This window comes from Paenibacillus sp. PK3_47 (genome assembly GCF_023520895.1).
In the GTDB taxonomy this organism is placed as follows: domain Bacteria; phylum Bacillota; class Bacilli; order Paenibacillales; family Paenibacillaceae; genus Paenibacillus_AQ.
Window position 1 is genome coordinate 6,571,827 of sequence record NZ_CP026029.1, and the last position, 17,901, is coordinate 6,589,727.

The 17,901-nt window shown below is 50.2% G+C and carries 14 protein-coding genes; 2 read left to right on the forward strand and 12 right to left on the reverse strand.

The features are described from left to right. Window positions 1-23: 23 nt before the first annotated feature. Window positions 24-2,138, forward strand: a complete 2,115-nt coding sequence (gene ppk1 / locus C2I18_RS28530) for a polyphosphate kinase 1 (RefSeq protein WP_249899064.1) — start codon at window positions 24-26, stop codon at window positions 2,136-2,138. On the opposite strand, the gene C2I18_RS28535 is transcribed toward ppk1, so the two are convergent. The 7 genes from C2I18_RS28535 to glgB form a co-directional block, all read right to left on the reverse strand. Next, window positions 2,089-3,615 carry a Ppx/GppA phosphatase family protein gene (locus C2I18_RS28535; RefSeq protein ID WP_249899065.1) on the reverse strand — a complete coding sequence of 509 codons (1,527 nt, stop codon included), beginning with the start codon at window positions 3,613-3,615 and terminating at the stop codon, window positions 2,089-2,091. The two genes, ppk1 and C2I18_RS28535, sit on opposite strands and share 50 nt — an antisense overlap. A gap of 119 nt (window positions 3,616-3,734) precedes the next feature. Then, on the reverse strand, window positions 3,735-4,457 hold the full coding sequence (locus C2I18_RS28540; RefSeq protein ID WP_249899066.1) for an amino acid ABC transporter ATP-binding protein: 723 nt from the start codon (window positions 4,455-4,457) through the stop codon (window positions 3,735-3,737). After that, the gene (locus C2I18_RS28545) at window positions 4,444-5,103 is read right to left on the reverse strand and encodes an amino acid ABC transporter permease (RefSeq protein ID WP_249899067.1); all 660 of its coding nucleotides are present in this window, start codon (window positions 5,101-5,103) and stop codon (window positions 4,444-4,446) included. The genes C2I18_RS28540 and C2I18_RS28545 overlap by 14 nt, the downstream gene beginning before the upstream one ends. A gap of 147 nt (window positions 5,104-5,250) precedes the next feature. Further along, the gene (locus C2I18_RS28550) at window positions 5,251-6,075 is read right to left on the reverse strand and encodes a transporter substrate-binding domain-containing protein (RefSeq protein ID WP_249899068.1); all 825 of its coding nucleotides are present in this window, start codon (window positions 6,073-6,075) and stop codon (window positions 5,251-5,253) included. 209 nt (window positions 6,076-6,284) lie between these two features. Then, entirely contained in the window at window positions 6,285-6,506 is a 222-nt protein-coding gene (locus tag C2I18_RS28555; RefSeq protein ID WP_249899069.1) for a hypothetical protein, read from the reverse strand. An 803-nt stretch (window positions 6,507-7,309) separates the two neighbouring features. After that, window positions 7,310-8,812: a glycogen synthase GlgA gene (gene glgA / locus C2I18_RS28560; RefSeq protein WP_275100944.1), complete on the reverse strand. Its 1,503-nt coding sequence runs from the start codon at window positions 8,810-8,812 to the stop codon at window positions 7,310-7,312. A gap of 36 nt (window positions 8,813-8,848) precedes the next feature. Further along, window positions 8,849-10,681, reverse strand: a complete 1,833-nt coding sequence (gene glgB / locus C2I18_RS28565) for a 1,4-alpha-glucan branching protein GlgB (RefSeq protein WP_249902281.1) — start codon at window positions 10,679-10,681, stop codon at window positions 8,849-8,851. A 304-nt stretch (window positions 10,682-10,985) separates the two neighbouring features. Here glgB and C2I18_RS28570 point away from each other — a divergent pair, with 304 nt between their 5' ends. Beyond that, window positions 10,986-12,209, forward strand: coding sequence for a glucose-1-phosphate adenylyltransferase (locus C2I18_RS28570; RefSeq protein WP_249899070.1), 1,224 nt, complete (start codon window positions 10,986-10,988; stop codon window positions 12,207-12,209). A gap of 114 nt (window positions 12,210-12,323) precedes the next feature. On the opposite strand, the gene C2I18_RS28575 is transcribed toward C2I18_RS28570, so the two are convergent. The 5 genes from C2I18_RS28575 to C2I18_RS28595 all read right to left on the reverse strand — a co-directional run bounded on the left by C2I18_RS28575 (window position 12,324) and on the right by C2I18_RS28595 (window position 17,706). After that, window positions 12,324-13,757, reverse strand: a complete 1,434-nt coding sequence (locus C2I18_RS28575; protein WP_249899071.1) for a sensor histidine kinase — start codon at window positions 13,755-13,757, stop codon at window positions 12,324-12,326. Next, complete coding sequence (locus C2I18_RS28580; RefSeq protein WP_249899072.1) at window positions 13,754-14,452, reverse strand: response regulator transcription factor; 699 nt, start codon at window positions 14,450-14,452, stop codon at window positions 13,754-13,756. The genes C2I18_RS28575 and C2I18_RS28580 overlap by 4 nt, the downstream gene beginning before the upstream one ends. Continuing rightward, the gene (locus C2I18_RS28585) at window positions 14,445-15,734 is read right to left on the reverse strand and encodes a hypothetical protein (RefSeq protein WP_249899073.1); all 1,290 of its coding nucleotides are present in this window, start codon (window positions 15,732-15,734) and stop codon (window positions 14,445-14,447) included. The genes C2I18_RS28580 and C2I18_RS28585 overlap by 8 nt, the downstream gene beginning before the upstream one ends. Window positions 15,735-15,762: 28 nt before the next feature. Beyond that, window positions 15,763-16,488 carry a phosphonate ABC transporter ATP-binding protein gene (locus C2I18_RS28590; RefSeq protein ID WP_249899074.1) on the reverse strand — a complete coding sequence of 242 codons (726 nt, stop codon included), beginning with the start codon at window positions 16,486-16,488 and terminating at the stop codon, window positions 15,763-15,765. A 90-nt stretch (window positions 16,489-16,578) separates the two neighbouring features. Beyond that, on the reverse strand, window positions 16,579-17,706 hold the full coding sequence (locus C2I18_RS28595; protein WP_249902282.1) for an MFS transporter: 1,128 nt from the start codon (window positions 17,704-17,706) through the stop codon (window positions 16,579-16,581). Window positions 17,707-17,901: the final 195 nt, after the last annotated feature.

Consider the following 17,901-nt stretch of genomic DNA (forward strand, 5'->3'; position numbering starts at 1 on the left):
ATTGACGCACACTTGGAGGGTCCATGAATACTGAAGAGAAAAAAATCAACCACAGCAGCCCGTCTGCTACATATCTTAACCGTGATTTAAGCTGGATCGAATTTAACCGCCGTGTGCTCCAGGAAGCACAGGAGATGGACAACCCGCTCATGGAGCGTGCGAAATTTCTGGCGATTACATCCAGCAATCTGGATGAGTTCATCAGCGTCCGTGTAGCAGGGATCCAGGATCAGATCAGAGCCGGCTACACCAAAAAGGATTTTACCGGCTATACCCCCTCCGGACTTTACAAACGCCTGATCAAACGGGTATCCAAAATTGTCGCTGACCAGTACCGCACCTTCCGCGATATCTCCCGGAGTCTGCATAAAGAAGGCATCGTTTTCGTTGATTACGAGGATCTGACCCATGCCCAGGAGCAATCCATTGAGCAGTATTACCGTGATATTATCTTTCCGGTTCTGACGCCGATGGCCGTGGATCAGAGCCGTCCTTTTCCGCTCGTTCACAGCCAGTTTATTTATCTTGCTGTAGTGCTTACCCGCAGAAACGGACAGGAGGAGGAGCCTTTCTTCGCGATTCTGCAGATTCCGTCCAACCTGCCGAGATGTATCCCGCTCCCTCACCGTTCCAACAGCAAGAAACGGCAGTTTGTATTTATTGAGGATGTAATCCGCCATCATATCCAGACCCTGTTCAGCGGCTATGAGCCGGTGGCTGTCAGCGAGTTCCGCTTAACGCGTAATTCCGATCTGACAATCGATGAAGAAGGCGCCGAGGATCTGCTGGAGGAGATTGAGAAGGAGCTGCGCAAACGCCGCCGGGGCGTACCTGCGCGTCTTGAAGTGCAGAAAGGGATTCATCCCTATGCGCTGGAGCAGCTGCAGGCTGAATTTGAGCTGGAGGATTTCGTCTTTGAAATAGACGGTCCGCTGGATCTGGGATTCCTTAGAGGCTTTGCGAACAGCCTGAAGGGCTTCAACTATCTGTATGAAGCACCTGTGGAGCCGCAATATCCGGTGGAGTTTGATGAAAATGAGGATTTCTTCGAGGTGCTGCGCGAACGCGATGTTCTCGTGTATCATCCGTACGAATCCTTTGACGCCATGGTTGACTTCATCACACAGGCTTCTGAGGACGAACAGGTTATGGCTATCAAGATGACGCTGTACCGAGTCAGCGGCAACTCTCCGCTGATTGCCGCGCTCGCCCATGCTGCCGAATCAGGCAAGCAGGTTACTGTGGTCGTGGAGCTGAAGGCACGTTTTGATGAAGAACGGAACATCGCCTGGGCCCGGAAGCTGGAACAAGCCGGCTGCCACGTCGTTTACGGTCTCGTAGGACTGAAAACCCATGCGAAGGTTACGCTGATCGTCCGACAGGAAGGCACTGAGCTGCGGCGCTATGTCCATGTGGGAACAGGTAACTACAATGACAGCACAGCCAAGGCTTATACCGATATCAGCTTGTTTACAGCCAATAGTGAGATCGGACTGGATGCTTCTGAACTGTTCAACCAGATGACCGGCTATTCCGCCAACCATGACTGGAACGCCTTTATCGTCGCACCAACGAATATGAGCCTCTCGCTGCAAAAGCTGATTCTGCGCGAAGCAGAGCATGCCGCGGCCGGAAGACCGGCAAGAATTATTGCCAAGATGAACTCGCTGTCCAACCAGGAGGTTATCGACAATCTTTACAGTGCTAATCAGTCAGGCGTAGCCATTGACCTGATTGTACGCGGCGTCTGCTGCCTCCGCCCGGGCATTGAGGGGCTTAGCGAAAGAATCACTGTGCGCAGCATTGTGGACCGTTTCCTGGAGCATTCCCGGATTTACTATTTCGAGAACGGCGGTGAACCGGAGGTGTACTTGTCCAGTGCTGACTGGATGACCCGCAACCTGACCCGCCGGATTGAGCTGATGTGCCCCGTGCTGGACAATGTTATCCGCAAACAGATTGTAAAAATTATTGAGCTGTCTCTTAATGATAATGTGAAATCCAGCTTCCTCCAGCCGAACGGATATTATGAACGGGCAGACGACAAAAAGGCCCCGTTCCGGAGCCAGTTCGCCGCTATGGAAGTTTCTAAGTGGAAGGGTAATCAAGCTTTACCTTCACAGCCCAAGCATTCTTAAAAGCTTTCAGGGCGTTCTCAATGTCCTCCTGACCAATGAGGACCTTGCCTTCGCCCTGCAGCTCCAAATGAAGCGTATGGCCGTGCAGATGGGCATTTACACCGCGGACAAAGCCGATCTCCGTACTGTCCAGCGCAATGCTAAGCTGCACAAGCGTGCCCAGCTTATGAATCCATTCCTCGTCGGAAGCCAGCAAAATGTCCTTATGAACCTGGGACAGTTTCTGCTTCCGGCTTTTTGTGCTGTAGGAAGCAATCAAAGCGCTGAGGATCAGCTGGCGGTGGGTAAGACCGCGGATAGGCGAATTCATCAGCCAATAACGTGTATGCCGCTTAGACTGGTAATAGTTGATGTTGGAGCCGGTACGGTGCAGCATGACAGACACATAGATCAGCATCTCCTGTTCCGCCCGGTTATCAGCGGCTTCAAAAGCATCAAATATACTCCCGGCCAGCTTGTAAATATGATCAAGATGCTGCTTGGAAGTGCGGATGTCAAACCGGATAATCGTATTGAGACTATATTCCAGCGCACTGTCCCGCACCGGCTGCTCCGGATTCAAAAGATCATGCAGCATTCCCTCGCGCAGCCCTTCCCCGCTGATCAGGCCCTGGCTGGCCCCGATATATTTGAATACGGTGTGAAAAATAATCAGCCCCGAGACGATGATATCTGCCCGGCTCTTGGACAAGCCGTCCAGATCCTTACGTTTCTCATAAGGCATCGCCGGGAGAACCTCCATAAAGCGGTCAATTGTCTCACTGGACAGCCTGTATCCGTGTGAATTAGGCAGGGAATAGTCGCGGCTCTTCTGGTCCAGCTTGCCGAGCGAACGAAGAGTTCCCCCCAGACCGTACAAAGGCAGCCCGGCTCCGGTATTCAGCCAGTCATGCTCCACAAGCCTGCCTGTAACATAAGCCTGCAGCTTCTTCACCTGCTCCGCATTCCAGTTGCCGTTGTGACTGAACATGAGATTCGTATTAACCGCGCCAAACGGAAAGGAAATACTGTTCTGATACCTGCGCCCGCGGAACAAGGTAATCTCCGTACTGCCTCCTCCGATATCTATAACAAATCCGTCCTGGACATCAAACGCATTGATGACACCGAGAAATCCGAAATAAGCTTCCTGATAGCCGCTGATAATCTCGATCCGGATGCCTGAAGATTCCGAAAGATAGGTGATAATCTCCACAGAGTTGGCTGCGTTGCGGATAGCAGCTGTTGCACCGGCGCGGATGTTGTCTACTTCAAAACCTTCGCATATCTCCTTAAACTGGCGCAGAACCGGTATAACCGTGTCCATATCCTTATGCTCCAGCCTGCCCTCTTTCGTAATTTTCTCACTCAGACGTGCGGAGTACTTGCACTCCTTGATGATTTTGTAGCCCCCTTCAGGCGTTGTGTCGTAAATTACAAGCCGTATGGAGTTGGAACCAATATCAATGATGCCGATCCGGCAAAGATCATCTCTCATCTGTAAGTACTCCTTTGTATGTAGTTTGTCCATTTTATATACTATATCACCCATTAGGGGGATATCCAAAAGCAAAACGGCCGCTGAAGTTAGTTTCAGGGCCGCTTGGCATCAGAAAGCTATAGAACTTTGCTAAGGAAATCCTTGGTCCGGGCATGCTGCGGATTGCCGAAGACTTCTGCCGGTGTACCCTGCTCGACAATGTATCCGCCGTCCATGAACAGGATGCGGTCACCGACTTCACGGGCAAAGCCCATTTCATGGGTTACGATAACCATTGTCATGCCGTCTTCAGCCAGCTTCTTCATAACCTCCAGCACCTCACCGACCATTTCAGGGTCCAGCGCTGAGGTTGGTTCGTCAAACAGCATCACATGCGGCTGCATGGCCAATGCACGGGCAATGGCGATCCGCTGCTTCTGTCCGCCGGAGAGCTGGTCAGGATAGGCATCACGCTTGTCTTCAAGCCCCACGGTGCGCAGCAGATCCATTGCGATTTTCTCCGCTTCAGCCGGCTGCTGCTTCTTGACTTTGACCGGAGCCAGCATAATGTTCTGAAGCACGGATTTGTGCGGGAACAGGTTGAACTGCTGGAACACCATCCCCATCTTTTCCCGGGTTACATTAATATCATGCTTTTTGGCTGTGATGGATTGTCCTTCAAAGGTGATTTCGCCTCCGGTAGGCTGCTCCAGCAGATTCAGACAGCGCAAAAATGTACTTTTTCCCGATCCGCTGGGTCCGATGACGACGACAACCTCGCCCTTTTTGATTTCCAGATCAATTCCTTTAAGAATTTCCAGTTTGCCAAAATGTTTTTGCAGGTTATTAACGGCGATCATTCGTATTCAGCCTCCTTTCCAGTATGCCAAGCAGCTTGGACAGCGTAAATGTCAGAACAAAATACATCACTGCGATAACAATCAGCGGATTAAGTCCTTCATAGGTAATCGTGGTAATGGTTCTCGCCTGGAACAAGAGATCCGCGACACCGATCATCGACACGATGGACGACTCTTTAATAATCGTAATAAATTCATTCCCGATGGCCGGAAGCACATTCTTCAGCGCCTGCGGGAGGACAATATAACGCATGGTCATCCCTTGTCTCATTCCTAAAGACCGTGCGGCTTCCACCTGTCCCCGGTCAACCCCTTGAATACCGGCGCGGAAAATTTCCGCCAGATAAGCAGAGCTGTTAATGGTCAGCGTAATCGCACCGGATTGAATCGGTGTAAATTCCATACCGAATTCCGGCAGGCCGTAGTGGATCAGGAAGAGCTGAACCAGCATCGGCGTGCCGCGCAGAAACTCCACCCAGGCTGTCGCTATAAAACGCAGCACCCTCCATTTGGACATCCGGAGCAAAGATACGATAATACCCAGTACAAATCCGAAAAATACACCCATTACCGCCAGCAGCAAGGTGTATCTCAGACCGGAGAGAAAAAAGCTTCGGTATTCATAAGCCATATCAAATACATTCATTTTCGGCATAACCTCCTGTTCTCAAAGTCGTATTCAAAAAAATAGAAAACGGCGGATCACCGCCATTTTCTTAGAAGAAAAGCATAACTCTGCAGCGGACTGCAAAGGTGGGCATTGTCCTGCGCGAACCGGTAAATTAAGGCTGAATTATTCGCTTTCGGCAAGCTCGCTGGCTGCAGCTACGAATTCATCAATCTTGCCTTCGGATTCCAGACGGTCCAGCGTTGCGTTGACTTTGTCAAGCAGCTCTGTATTGTCCTTCTTCACACCGATAACATAACCGTCATCTTCAACCGGAGGTTTGGCATCAGTAATGACCAGGCCGTCAACGTTCTTCACGAAGGATTCAGCCACCGGACCTTCCATGATGGAAGCATCGACACGGTTGGAGTTCAGCTGCAGAACGATCTCGGAGATTTTACCAAGGGAAGTCAGCTGTGCGCCTTCAATATCTTTAGCGATTTCTTCCTGAATCGAACCGGTTTGTACGCCGATCTTGGCGCCAACCAGCGATTCCATAGTAGCATATTTATCTTTGTCGGCTTCACGCACTACGACCGCTTGTTCTGCTTTGTAGTAAATGTCGGATAAGCCTACTGCTTCTGCACGTTCAGGTGTCGGGCTAAGACCGGAAATAACCATGTCCACTCTGCCGCTCGACAGTTCATTCAGCAATGAATCAAAAGGCAGATCCTTGATTTCCAGCGTTGCGCCCATATCGGCAGCAATTTCTTTGGCGATGTCGATATCAAAGCCTACGATCGTATCTTTGCCGTCAATCATTTTATGGAATTCATATGGCGGGAAGTCCGCGCTTGTTCCAAGAATCAGGGTTGTAGCACCCGCTGCACCGCTGTTAGTGCTGTTGTTGCTGTCAGTTGCTGCAGTGTCCGCATTGTTGTTGGAACCGCATCCTGTTATAAGTCCCACTGCCAGCAGCATTCCTAAAGAAAGTTTACCCCATTTGTTCATCCCTATATCTCCCCTGTTCTTTTTGTGAGTGTTCTCCTAGTTGTCCCATTGACCGATTTATTATAAATCACTTCGCATGATTATGCAAAGACAAATTGTTACAATGTCATTTATTTTTCATAATTTAAAAAAACACGCAAAAGGCCTGGTCCCTTAAAGTTTCGCTCCCCCTGTCTCATGAAGTATATAATACTATGTACTATCTCCAGTTATTTACTGGTCATGCTCACAAAACTTAAGTATGCTTCGTAGCAAGTTTTGTCCGGATGAAGATTGCGTGCGCAAACAAAACAAATCCCTGCGTGAATGTAAATGCCGACCAGCTTCAGGAATGTTAAAACGATCCCTGCATAGTTTATGAGCGTGCCGGTGAGATCATACATTTCATCGTTTGGATGAATAACACGCCGTATCCCCATACCCTCAGCCATTCCATGGAAACCGACGAGTGGCGTGATAGCTCTGCGGCTACCGGATAGTTTACAGTGATCTTGTCTAAACCTACTTACAGCGGGAAAAAGCACAGTGTATGCGAAATTGAGTACATTGGGCCACGGTAGAACAAAAGTAGCATATTATACTCGAAAAATCGAGTACATTGGGCTGCGGCGGATCAAAAGTAGCACATTATACTCGAAAAATCGAGTGCATTGAGCCACGGCGTATCAAAAGTAGCTTATTATACTCGAAAAATCGGGTACATTGGGCCACGGCGGATCAAAAGTAGCACATTATACTCGAAAAATCGGGTACATTGGGCCTCGGCGGAGTAAAGTCGCACATTATACTCGAAAAATCGAGTACATTGAGCCACGGCGTATCAAAAGTAGCTTATTATACTCGAAAAATCGGGTACATTGGGCCGCAGCGGAGTAAAAATTACACATTATACTCGAAAAATCGAGTACATTGGGCCACGACGGAGTAAAGTCGCACATTATACTTGAAAAATCGAGTACATTGGGCCGCTGCCAATGAAGTTAAAGCGCTCAAATAATTTACCAATGTATTTCCACATCGTTTCATCACAAGCTATACTTATTGCCGCCATCTATGCCCCATTCCTTCGTTTGGGCCTGGACCTCCCATTTCTATCTGAAAGGTTTCATGGTTCATACAGTGTTTTTTATTGCGCACCTAATACGCACACCACTGACTAAAACCCAAAGCAAAATAAGGACACACCGCTTTGATCATCACTGATCTGGCGGGTGTCCTTTTTAACATTTACAGCTTAAATTACAGTTTCCGTATCAATTCCATTACCAATTACAGGATCAACTTCAGCATTAGTTTCAATTTCAGCTTCAGCCTGACCCGTGATGCTGCTGTAAATATCAATGTACTGCTGAGCAGATACATTCCAGCTGTAGTCGCCTGCGAAGGCGTTCTTCGTGACCTTCTTCCAGTGCTCCGGCTGCTGATAGAAGGATACTGCCCTGCGGAGCGTATACATCATATCATGAGCGTTATAATCCTTAAAGGTGAAGCCGTTGCCTTCCCCTGTCACTTCGTTGTACGCCTGCACGGTATCATTGAGACCGCCCGTCTCGCGGACTACCGGGATGCTGCCGTATCGGAGTGCCAGCAGCTGGCTGATGCCGCATGGCTCGAATTTGGACGGCATGAGGAAAATGTCGCTGGCGGCATAGATTTTGCGTGACAGCGCATCATTAAACAGAATTTGTGAGGACAGCTTGGTCGGATAACGCCATGCAGCCTCACGGAACCACCGTTCATAAGAGGCATCGCCTGTGCCGAGCAGCACAAACTGGATGTCATCATAATACAGCAGTTCATCTAGCACACGTGTCAGAAGATCAAGGCCTTTGGAATCAACAAGGCGTGTAACCATAGCAACCATCGGGATATACGGCGCGACCGGGAGTCCCAGCTCCTGCTGCAGCCCCAGCTTGTTCTCTGCCTTCTTGGCCAGGTTCGTACGGTACCGGGTGAAAATAGCCTGGTCTGAAGCCGGATTATAGCTCTTCGTATCAATCCCGTTGACAATTCCGCTGAGGCTGTCTGCACGGTGGTTAAGCAGGCCGTCAAGCCCGTATCCGTAGTATGGCGTGCGGATTTCATTCGCATAAGTCGGGCTGACCGTGGTCACATGATCGCTGTGCACAATGCCGCCTTTCATATAGTTCACATTGCCGTAGTACTCGACATCATTAAAATAACTGGTGTCCAGTCCAAGCAGCTCATCCAGCACAGCGTAAGGGAACACCCCCTGATACAGCAGGTTATGGATGGTGAATACGGTACGCATATTGCTGTAGAACGGATCATGTCGGTAGTGGGCATTGAGCAGCAGCGGAATTACCGCAGCATGCCAGTCATGGCAGTGAAGCACATCCGGCTGGAAGCCGATTTCCGGCAGGCAGTGCAGAACCGCCCGGTTAAAGAAGGCAAACCGTTCACCGTCATCCATGTATCCATAGATACCGTCACGTCCGAAATAATATTCGTTGTCGATAAAATACACCGGGACACCGTCATGGATTATCCGTTCGACCCCGCAATACTGGTTGCGCCATCCTACGGGTACCTCCGCTACTGCGATATGCTCCATCTGGGAGGCATATTTCTCGGGAATTCCGCGGTACTTGGGCAAAATCACACGCACATCCACTCCGGCAGCCTTCAGAGCCTTGGGTAATGCGCCAATGACATCGGCCAGACCGCCTGTTTTGATAAACGGATGGGCTTCAGCAGCGGCAAATAGTACTTTCATAACTAGATTTCCCCCTTAAATGAACGGATTATTTCATCATTTATTTACCTTGCGCCCTGCTTTCTTCAACACCAGGAAGCCCAGAGGCGGTATGGTAAGCTCTATGCTGTTCAACTGGTTATGCCATTCCTTCTTCTCACTTTTTATCGGCGGATTATGAATTCCGGAGCCTCCGAGCTCCACACTCTCCGAACTGAAGATCTCTTCATAGGTACCCGGCCGCGGAACGCCCAGACGGTAATGAAGCCGCTCCACCGGCTGGAAGTTAATGATGATCAGCAGCGTATCCACTGGTTTTTTCCCTCTGCGGATATACGATAGAACACTTTGGCTGTTATCGTCGGCTTCAATCCACTGATAACCCTCCATATTATGGTCCTGCTCCCACAGCGCCCTCTCTGACAAATACAGCTTGTTCAGGGCTGCAGTATACGCCAGCATGCGGCGGTGGCTTTCGTAGTCCAGCAGGAACCAGTCCAGCGGCTCTTCATCCTTCCATTCAATGAACTGGCCGAATTCTCCGCCCATGAACAGCAGCTTTTTGCCCGGATGGGTCGCCTGATAACCAAGCAGCAGACGCAGTCCGGCGAATTTCTGTTCATAGGAGCCAGGCATCTTGTCCAGCAGGGACTTCTTGCCGTGCACCACTTCATCATGGGACAGCGGCAGCGTGTAATTCTCGGAATAGGCGTAAGCGATCGGGAAGGTCAACAAATTATGATGGTAGGGTCTTGCCCCGAAATCATGTTCTATGTAACCCAGTGTGTCATTCATCCAGCCCATATTCCATTTGTAATTGAAGCCCAGCCCGCCTTCATGAACAGGAGCGGTAACTCCCGGCCAGGCGCTTGACTCCTCAGCCATCATAAGTGCCCTAGGATAGTATTGAAAAATCGTCTTATTAAGCTGCTGAATAAACCTGATGGCTTCCAGATTCTCCAGCCCTCCGTTACGGTTGCGTCTGAACTGGTGCTCCTGTTTCTCAAAATCGAGCCGCAGCATACTGGTAACCGCATCTACCCTCATCCCGTCAATATGGTACATATCAAACCAGAACAAGGCATTGGAGATCAGAAACGAGGAAATTTCGGGTTTGCTGAAATCAAAAGAGAGTGTACCCCAGCCCGGCTTCTCAGCCAGCATCGGATCTGCGTATTCATATAACGGGGAGCCGTCGAACATTCTAAGCCCATGTGCATCTTTGGCAAAATGCGCCGGTACCCAGTCCAGAATCACCCCGATGCCTGCCTGGTGCAGGCGGTCAATCAGGTACATCAGTTCATGAGGTTCGCCGTAACGGCTTGTAGCTGCAAAATAGCCCGTTCCCTGATATCCCCACGATAAGTCATATGGATGTTCAGCAAGCGGCATAAATTCAACGTGAGTATAGCTCATTTCCAGCAGATAAGGAATCAGCAGCTCAGCCATCTCCGCATAGGTGTAAAATTCACCGTCTTCCTTCTGCTTCCATGTGCCAAAATGCATTTCATAAATGTTCACCGGGCCGTTATAAGCAGTCTTGGTACGTCTGCGCCAGGCGCTGTCCCCCCATTTATATCCGGTGATATCGGCAACCACAGAGGCAGTGGCCGGCCGTACTTCAGCTTTGAAGGCATAAGGATCGGCTTTGAGAAAACTTGCGCCGTCGCTGCCGATAATTCTGTATTTGTATAAAGTTCCCAGCTCTATACCCGGGAAAAAACGACTCCAAAATGCTGAATCGGGTATCTTATATAATGAATCTACATCCTGTGTTCCGTCCCAGCCGTTATGATCACCAGCCAGTCCTACATAGGCCGCATGAGGAGCCCAGACGGTAAAGCGTACACCCTTCTCCCCATCTTCATCGGCAGTGTGCGCACCGAGCATCGTATAGCTGCGATAATTGGTGCCTTCATGGAACAGGTAAATATCATCTGAGGACGGTAAGTTTACTGGTTGTTGTATGTGAGGCAAATCATCACCACCTTTTTTATATATGATGCACCTATAACATTACCCCAATGTTGCGTGTTTGAAAATGATTTAGCCATAAAAATAAAGATTTCCTGAATACCAAAAATATTTATGTAATTTTTACTGTTATAAGGCAATATATTTCACCTATGTCGTTTCAAGAGCTTGTGGGGAGTTTATATTACAAGCATTGACAAAAAAATGGGAGGGATAACAAATGAGTAAAAAAGAATGTATCGCCATGCTCCTGGCAGGCGGAGAAGGCCGCAGATTGGCCCCCCTGACCAGCACAATGGCAAAACCAGCAGTCCCTTTCGGCGGACAGTATAGAATCATTGACTTTCCCCTCAGCAACTGTGTGAATTCCAGTATTGACACTGTAGGCGTACTGACGCAGTACGAGGCTGAATCATTGCATGAACATATTGGTGAAGGAGAACCGTGGGGGCTACATACCAGTACGGATAAAGGTGTAACGCTGCTTCCTTCCGGAGTGGAAGGACGTGACAGCTACACAGGAACAGCTGATGCCATTTATAAGAACATTGATTATATTGACAGCAACCATCCTGAACACGTACTGATTCTGTCAGCCGACCATATTTACCATATGGATTACCGTAAAATGCTGGATTACCATATCAGCAAATCGGCCAAAGCCACCATTTCCGTTATGGAAGTGCCTTGGGAGGAAGCCAGCCGCTTTGGCGTGATGAACGTAAATGATGAGCTGAAAATTTCCGAATTTGCCGAGAAACCGAAAGTTCCGAAGAGCAACCTGGCTTCGATGGGCATATATTTGTTTGAATGGAAATATCTTAAGGAGCATTTGCTGCGCGACGCCGCTAACCCGGAATCCAGCCATGACTTCGGTAAAGATGTCATTCCGACCATGCTGGATGGTAATGACGAGCTGTTCGCTTACCGTTTTGAAGGATACTGGAGAGATGTTGGTACTGTAGGCAGCCTCTGGGAAGCTCACATGGACCTGCTCCAGGAAGATAACGGCTTTAAGCTGGATAACGCCAAATGGCCGATGTACAGCCGTTCCCGCCGGATCAAGCAAGCGGTACACAAGCCGCGCTTACAGATTCCTGCAGCAGATTGCCTGGTCAATGAGACCTGCCATCTTGAAGGGAATTTGAACCGTTCCGTCATTTTCGGCGGTGTTGAAATCGGCAAGCTGACGCTGATCAAACACAGTATCGTAATGCCAAATGCACGTATCGGGCGTGGTGTACTGATTGAGAATGCAATCATTGGTGAAGGCGCAGTAATCAAAGATGGCGCTGTAATCAAGGGCAGCGAAGACAATATCGTAGTCGTAGGACCTTATGAGACAGTAGCCGCTAAGCCGGTCATCCGCACCCAACCTTCCCGCCTCCTGCAGGAGGTATACGAAAAAGCTGGCAGACTGCGCGCAGAAAGCCTTCCTTCCTAAGCTTAAAATACAAAGTAAATGAATAAAGGCTTCAGACACCGGTTAACCCAACCTGTGTCTGAAGCCTTTATTCTTGTAAAATCAGAGGGGAAGCCTGCGCGCTTCCCCTCTTCTTCATGCCTCATTCTCATCGGCCGGATGAACTGCAGACGGCGGAACCTCGGTGGTCAACGGCAAAATAACCGTAACCTGGGTTCCCTTGCCCAGTTCACTGTCCATCTCCAGTTTACCGTGATGAAGCTCTACAATCTGCTGGGAAATCGCCAGCCCCAGACCGGTACCACCGTTCAGCGCATCCACCTGGAAGAAGCGGTCTTTGACCCGGGACAAATGCGCTTCGCTGATCCCGATACCGCTGTCCCGCACAATTACCGCCATTTCCGTACCCGAGAGCCGCTGCGCAGACAGAACTATGCTGGAATCCTCGGGAGAGAATTTCACCGCGTTGTCAACCAGGTTCAGGAACACCTGCTTCAGCCGGTTGGGATCGCCTTTGATATAGATGGTGTCTTCACATTCCAGCAGCAGATGAATCCGCTTCTTCTCCGCTTTGGCCCAGATGTTGAGGATGGTTTCCTGCAGCACCACTTTGATATCCACCAGCACTATGGAGAGTTTCATCTCATTCTGCTGCAGCTTGGAAAAGTCGAGAATCTCCTCCACCAGCCCGATGAGACGGTCGCTCTCCTTGGATATAATCCCAACACCGAGCTTGGTTTCCTCGGGATCATAACCGCCGGATATCAGCGTCTCACTCCAGCCTTTGATGCTGGTAAGCGGTGTCCGCAGCTCATGGGAGATCGAGGATATAAAATCATCCTTGATCTGATTGCTGCGGATAATTTCATCCGCCATATAATTCAGCGTGGAAGCCAGATCACCGATTTCGTATTTGTAATCGCCTTTGATCCGGGTAGTGAACTTCCCCTTCGCCATTTGCGCTGACACTGCCGTAATATTGTTGAGCGGCTTTACGATCGAGTTGGCCAGCCCGAAGCTGAACAGCACAACGATAGCCATAACTGCCGCACCAATGCCGATGGACACCATGGTGAGATTGAACAGATCCTTATCTATCCGCTCCATGGAGGTCAGGTAACGGATCACATAAGTATCGCGGGCGTTAATCTGCAGCATTTTGGACACAGCCATTACACTCTCATTGGTACCGGGCTGTCTTCCGACCCAGCGGCCGATACTGCCGCCCACCGCCTCCGGAACATCACTTGTCGTAATCGTACGGTCCGGCTGGAACCCTGTGGAGCTTGTGAGAATATCACCGCTTAGGGTTAATACCTGCAGCTCTGTTTTGTCCAGCCAGAAGAAATCCAGAATATTCTGCATTTGATCAGGCGAGTTATCGCCTGTGAACCTGTATTTGATAAACTCTTCCGCTGTAGCAATCTGGGTCGTGATTTTGCTGTAGACGCTGTTGTAATAGTACGTCCGGATCGCCAGGAGGAAAATAACCTCCACGAGGAGAAGCGCCACAAAGACTACAAGAAGATAATGCAGTACAATCTGTCTGCGCATCCCCTTTCTGATCATTGGCCTTGGCCTTTCCATTTATAGCCGTGCCCCCATACAGTCTGCAGATACTCGGGTTCTGACGGGTTGTTCTCGATTTTTTGGCGCAGCCGGCGGATATTTACATCGACAATCTTCGGATCGCCCATGTACTCTTTGCCCCAGACATGATCCAGAAGCGAGTCGCGGCTGAGCGGTGTGTTTTCTTTTTCCAGAAAAAACTGCACCAGCGAAAATTCAGTCGGCGTCAGTTCGATCGCTTCCCCGCTGCGTTTGAACTGCTTGGAAATCAGGTCCAGCGTAAAAGGTCCCGAATGAAAGGATACCTTGGCCGACTGCTCACGGTGTACGTTAACCCGGCGAAGCAGCGACTGGATCCGGGCGATCAGCTCTGTAGGGCTAAAAGGTTTGCTGACATGGTCATCAGCGCCTACAGAAAGTGCATATACTTTATCCTGCTCCTGCACTTTTGCCGTCAGAAAAATAATTCCCAGCCGTTCGTTGGTCTCTCTGATGCGTCTGCAGACCTCAAAACCGTCAATGCCGGGCACCATTACATCCAGCAGCGCAATATCAATGTCGGGGGTTGTAGTCAGCTTGTGCAGTGCCTCGTTGCCGTCAGCGGCCTCCAGCACTTCAAATCCGTTGCGTTTGAGATTAATTACAATAAAACTGCGGATAGACTCTTCGTCCTCCAGAATCAGTACCTTACTCATCAAGTCCCTTCCTTTCAATAGGAGCGGTTATTTTGTCGTTGTCACCCCAGCTTGTGCTTTGTTCCAGTTCACCCCGGTAGCCGATAATTTTGTCCATGTCACGTCCCAGCAGATCCCAGCCTGAATTCTTCGCCTTGCTCCATTCCTCTTCCGTAAAAAAGGAAACCTCGGCAACGGTCTCACCGGTATCGGACATAATGAACTTCAGCGATTTATCCTGGACGGATTTCGTATCGACTGTAATATTCTCCAGCCATTCCGGAGAAAAATCAATCGTGAACCTGCCCGAAGGGTCATGATATTTCTTGGTCGAGAAGGTTAACCCGTCTTTGCCGTCCCACTTGTAATAGGAGTTAAAATAGGGAATGGTCTCCGGATCAAAATACTCCCAGCCTTTGGGCGGCTCAAGCAGCCCGATCTCGATAATACCGTCTTCGTCGATATCTTCGCTGACAATTTTGCGGTCTTTAAAGGTGCGGGCGTCTCCGGGGATCACTACACGCAGCTTGCTGTTCTCCATCACGACCATCGTTGTATAGGCCGAGCGTGAATCCACCGCCGAATCCAGTACTATACCTTCTTTGTTCTCTGCTACTTTACCTGAGACAATATTGTAATAATTACTGAAATACGGATCCAGGTCCTCCAGCTTATCCAGCACCTTAAAACCGTCGTTATATTGGTAGGTTGTTATAGTCGCAAATTCATTGCGTTTGAAGTACACGATCGTAAGGTCTTCGATACCGTCCTCGTTCAGATCATCGAGCAGATATTTGGTATAAGGCTCAGTGAGCACTTCTTCCAGCTCTCCGCCGGAGTAGTTGTAGACTACCATGCCCTTCTCTTCTCCGCGGGAATATCCTGTAATAATGTTTAGTTTGCCGTCACCTGTCAGATCTCTCAGATCCACAGAATCCAGCTGTGTGCCGTCACCGTCAAAATCCAGCTTCTTCACCCATCCGTCTTCCTGCTTCTCCAGAATCATGCCGTGGATCAGCACCGCTTCGTTGCTGGTCAAATAGAAGACCAGCGTCTCCAGCGTACCGTCGTTATCCAGATCCTCGGTAAATATCGAGCTGTCGTTGTTATTGGTCGGGCGGATCAGCGAAGAGCCTGCCGGAATCAGCGAGTTGATCGCTGTCATCAGTGAGGCTTTGTCGGCAGACAGATCGGGCACCTTCATCCGTGAAACAGGATCACTGATGAAGGTGCAGCCTGACAGAACAGACAGCGACAGCGCTGCTGCTGCCAGACGCTTCAGAACATGTGTATTCAACTTCATCACTCTTCCCTGTTCCCTGATTGGCTCATTATAGATTGGCCCGCTCCTGGGACGTCAGGCGGCGGCCTTTGACATCATGCTTGATTCTGCCGTTCTCCAGTACCCATAGACGGGTGGCATAACGTTCAGCCAGCTCCAGCGGCAGCACAGTAATCACCGTCAGACCGGTCTCTTTGCAGAGCTTGCGCAGGGTCTCCATCACGCCCTCGGCAGTCCGCGGATCCAGGCCCGTCACCGGCTCATCCGCCAGAATCACCTTGGCTCCGTGAACAAGCGCCCGGGCAATCGCCACACGCTGGCGTTCTCCCCCGCTGAGCTGGCTGGTCTTCATCTTCGCTTTATCAAGAAGTCCCAGCAGATCCAGTTCGTCCATGGCTCCCATGTAATCATCGGAGCGCACCATACCTGTAACCATCCGCCAGAGCGGTGTCTGTGAAGATTGGCCGATCAGGACATTCTTAAGCGCTGTCCGGTTCGGGTTGAGCTCGGCATTCTGCTCCAGGTAGGCCCATTCGCGGCGTATCTTCCGTCTCCCGGCAAAAGCATTTCCTTTAATATCGATTCCATCCACTCTGAAATTGCCTCTGTCCCATTTTTCTTTTAGCGCCAGGCAGCGCAGCAGCGTAGATTTGCCGCTTCCGCTGGCCCCCAGCAGCACCACCAGTTCCCCCGGTTCTAATTGAAAGCCAATATCCTGCAGCACAGGAACCTTGTCCTCTCCTACTGTTTTGGCCAGATGTTCAACTGTGATCATAGTTCGACCTCTCCCTGTCTTCGACTCTATTCTATAGTGTACTCTGAAAGCGGGATCAAATTCCATGCGAGCATTCGTTCTTATCTTACCTTAAATCGCTTTTCTTTGCGAGAATAATAACCCTGACAAACCGAACAGAATATAGAATACGCCCATCAGTGCGAATACACCGCCGCCCCAGCCGAATTCAAGCAGCAGTCCGCCGAGCCCCGGTCCGATGATACTGCCGGCGCTGAAGTGGAAGGAAGCAACTACATTCGCGGCAGGCAGCAGATTGCGCGGAAGAATGTCTGCAGCATAGCTGAGGCCCAGTGAGAAGAACGAACCTACCAGGCCGCCCGCAATCGTGAGCAGCGCCAGAGTGAGCAGGAACTGATTCCCGGCTGCAGGCAGCAAAGCAAACGCAGTACCGCCTGCCACTCCGCAGAGGATCAGAATCTTCTTCCGGCCGTAACGGTCACTCCAGATGCCCAGCGGCAGCTGGAGCACCAGCCCGCCGATACCGGCAAACGGCAGCAGCGCAGCGATCTGATCTGCAGTGAAGCCTGTGCGAAGACCGTAAACAGGAAAGCTGCTGTTCAAGCTGGCTTCCATGTATCCGTAGAGCAGAGCCGGTATTAACGCATACCAGGCCAGCATATACACTCGCCCGAACCGGCGGGCTTGTCCCTCGTTATGCTCCACGGCTTCAGGACGGGAATCCGGAAGCTTGACCAGCACCAGCAAAAGTGCAAACAGAAACAGTACAGCGGTAATAAGAAAAGGTGCAGCTTCGCCAAACCGCAGCAGGCTGATGCCAAGCGGCCCCAGGCTGAATCCGAGTCCATAGGACATTCCGTACAGGGACAGGTATCTGCCCCTGTGTTCGGCCGGCGCCATGAGCAGCACCCAGAGCTGTGCGGCATAATTGATGGCTGAGTCGCCGATACCGACCAGCAGCCGCAGCACAAACCATACTTTGATGCCCGGCAGCAGCGGGAACAGCAGCAGGGCTGCCAGCACGAGGGTGAGCCCGGCGGCAATAAGCTTTTTGAAACCGATGGCTCCAAGTACCCGTTCAGCAGCGAGGGTCATCGCAAATGAACCCACATATAACGCGGCCGCATTAAGCCCGTTCAGAGAGGAGGACACGCCCTTTTGCTCCAGCAGGATGGAGAGTACAGGCAAAAGGAGCCCCTGGCTAAGGCCTGCGGCGATAATGACGGTGATCAGAATCATGTAATTCAGCTTGCTGTTTATTTTAACTGTCTGTTGTAGCGGGTCTGACACGGATAAATCCTCCTATACTAACTATGTAATTATTCAGTTATTAAATCTTACGCCAACCGGCAAACATCGAACATTATAGTAGACAACCCTCTTCATAACAAGAGATAATATATAGAAGTGACGGAATTCCCTGGGGGTGTAAGC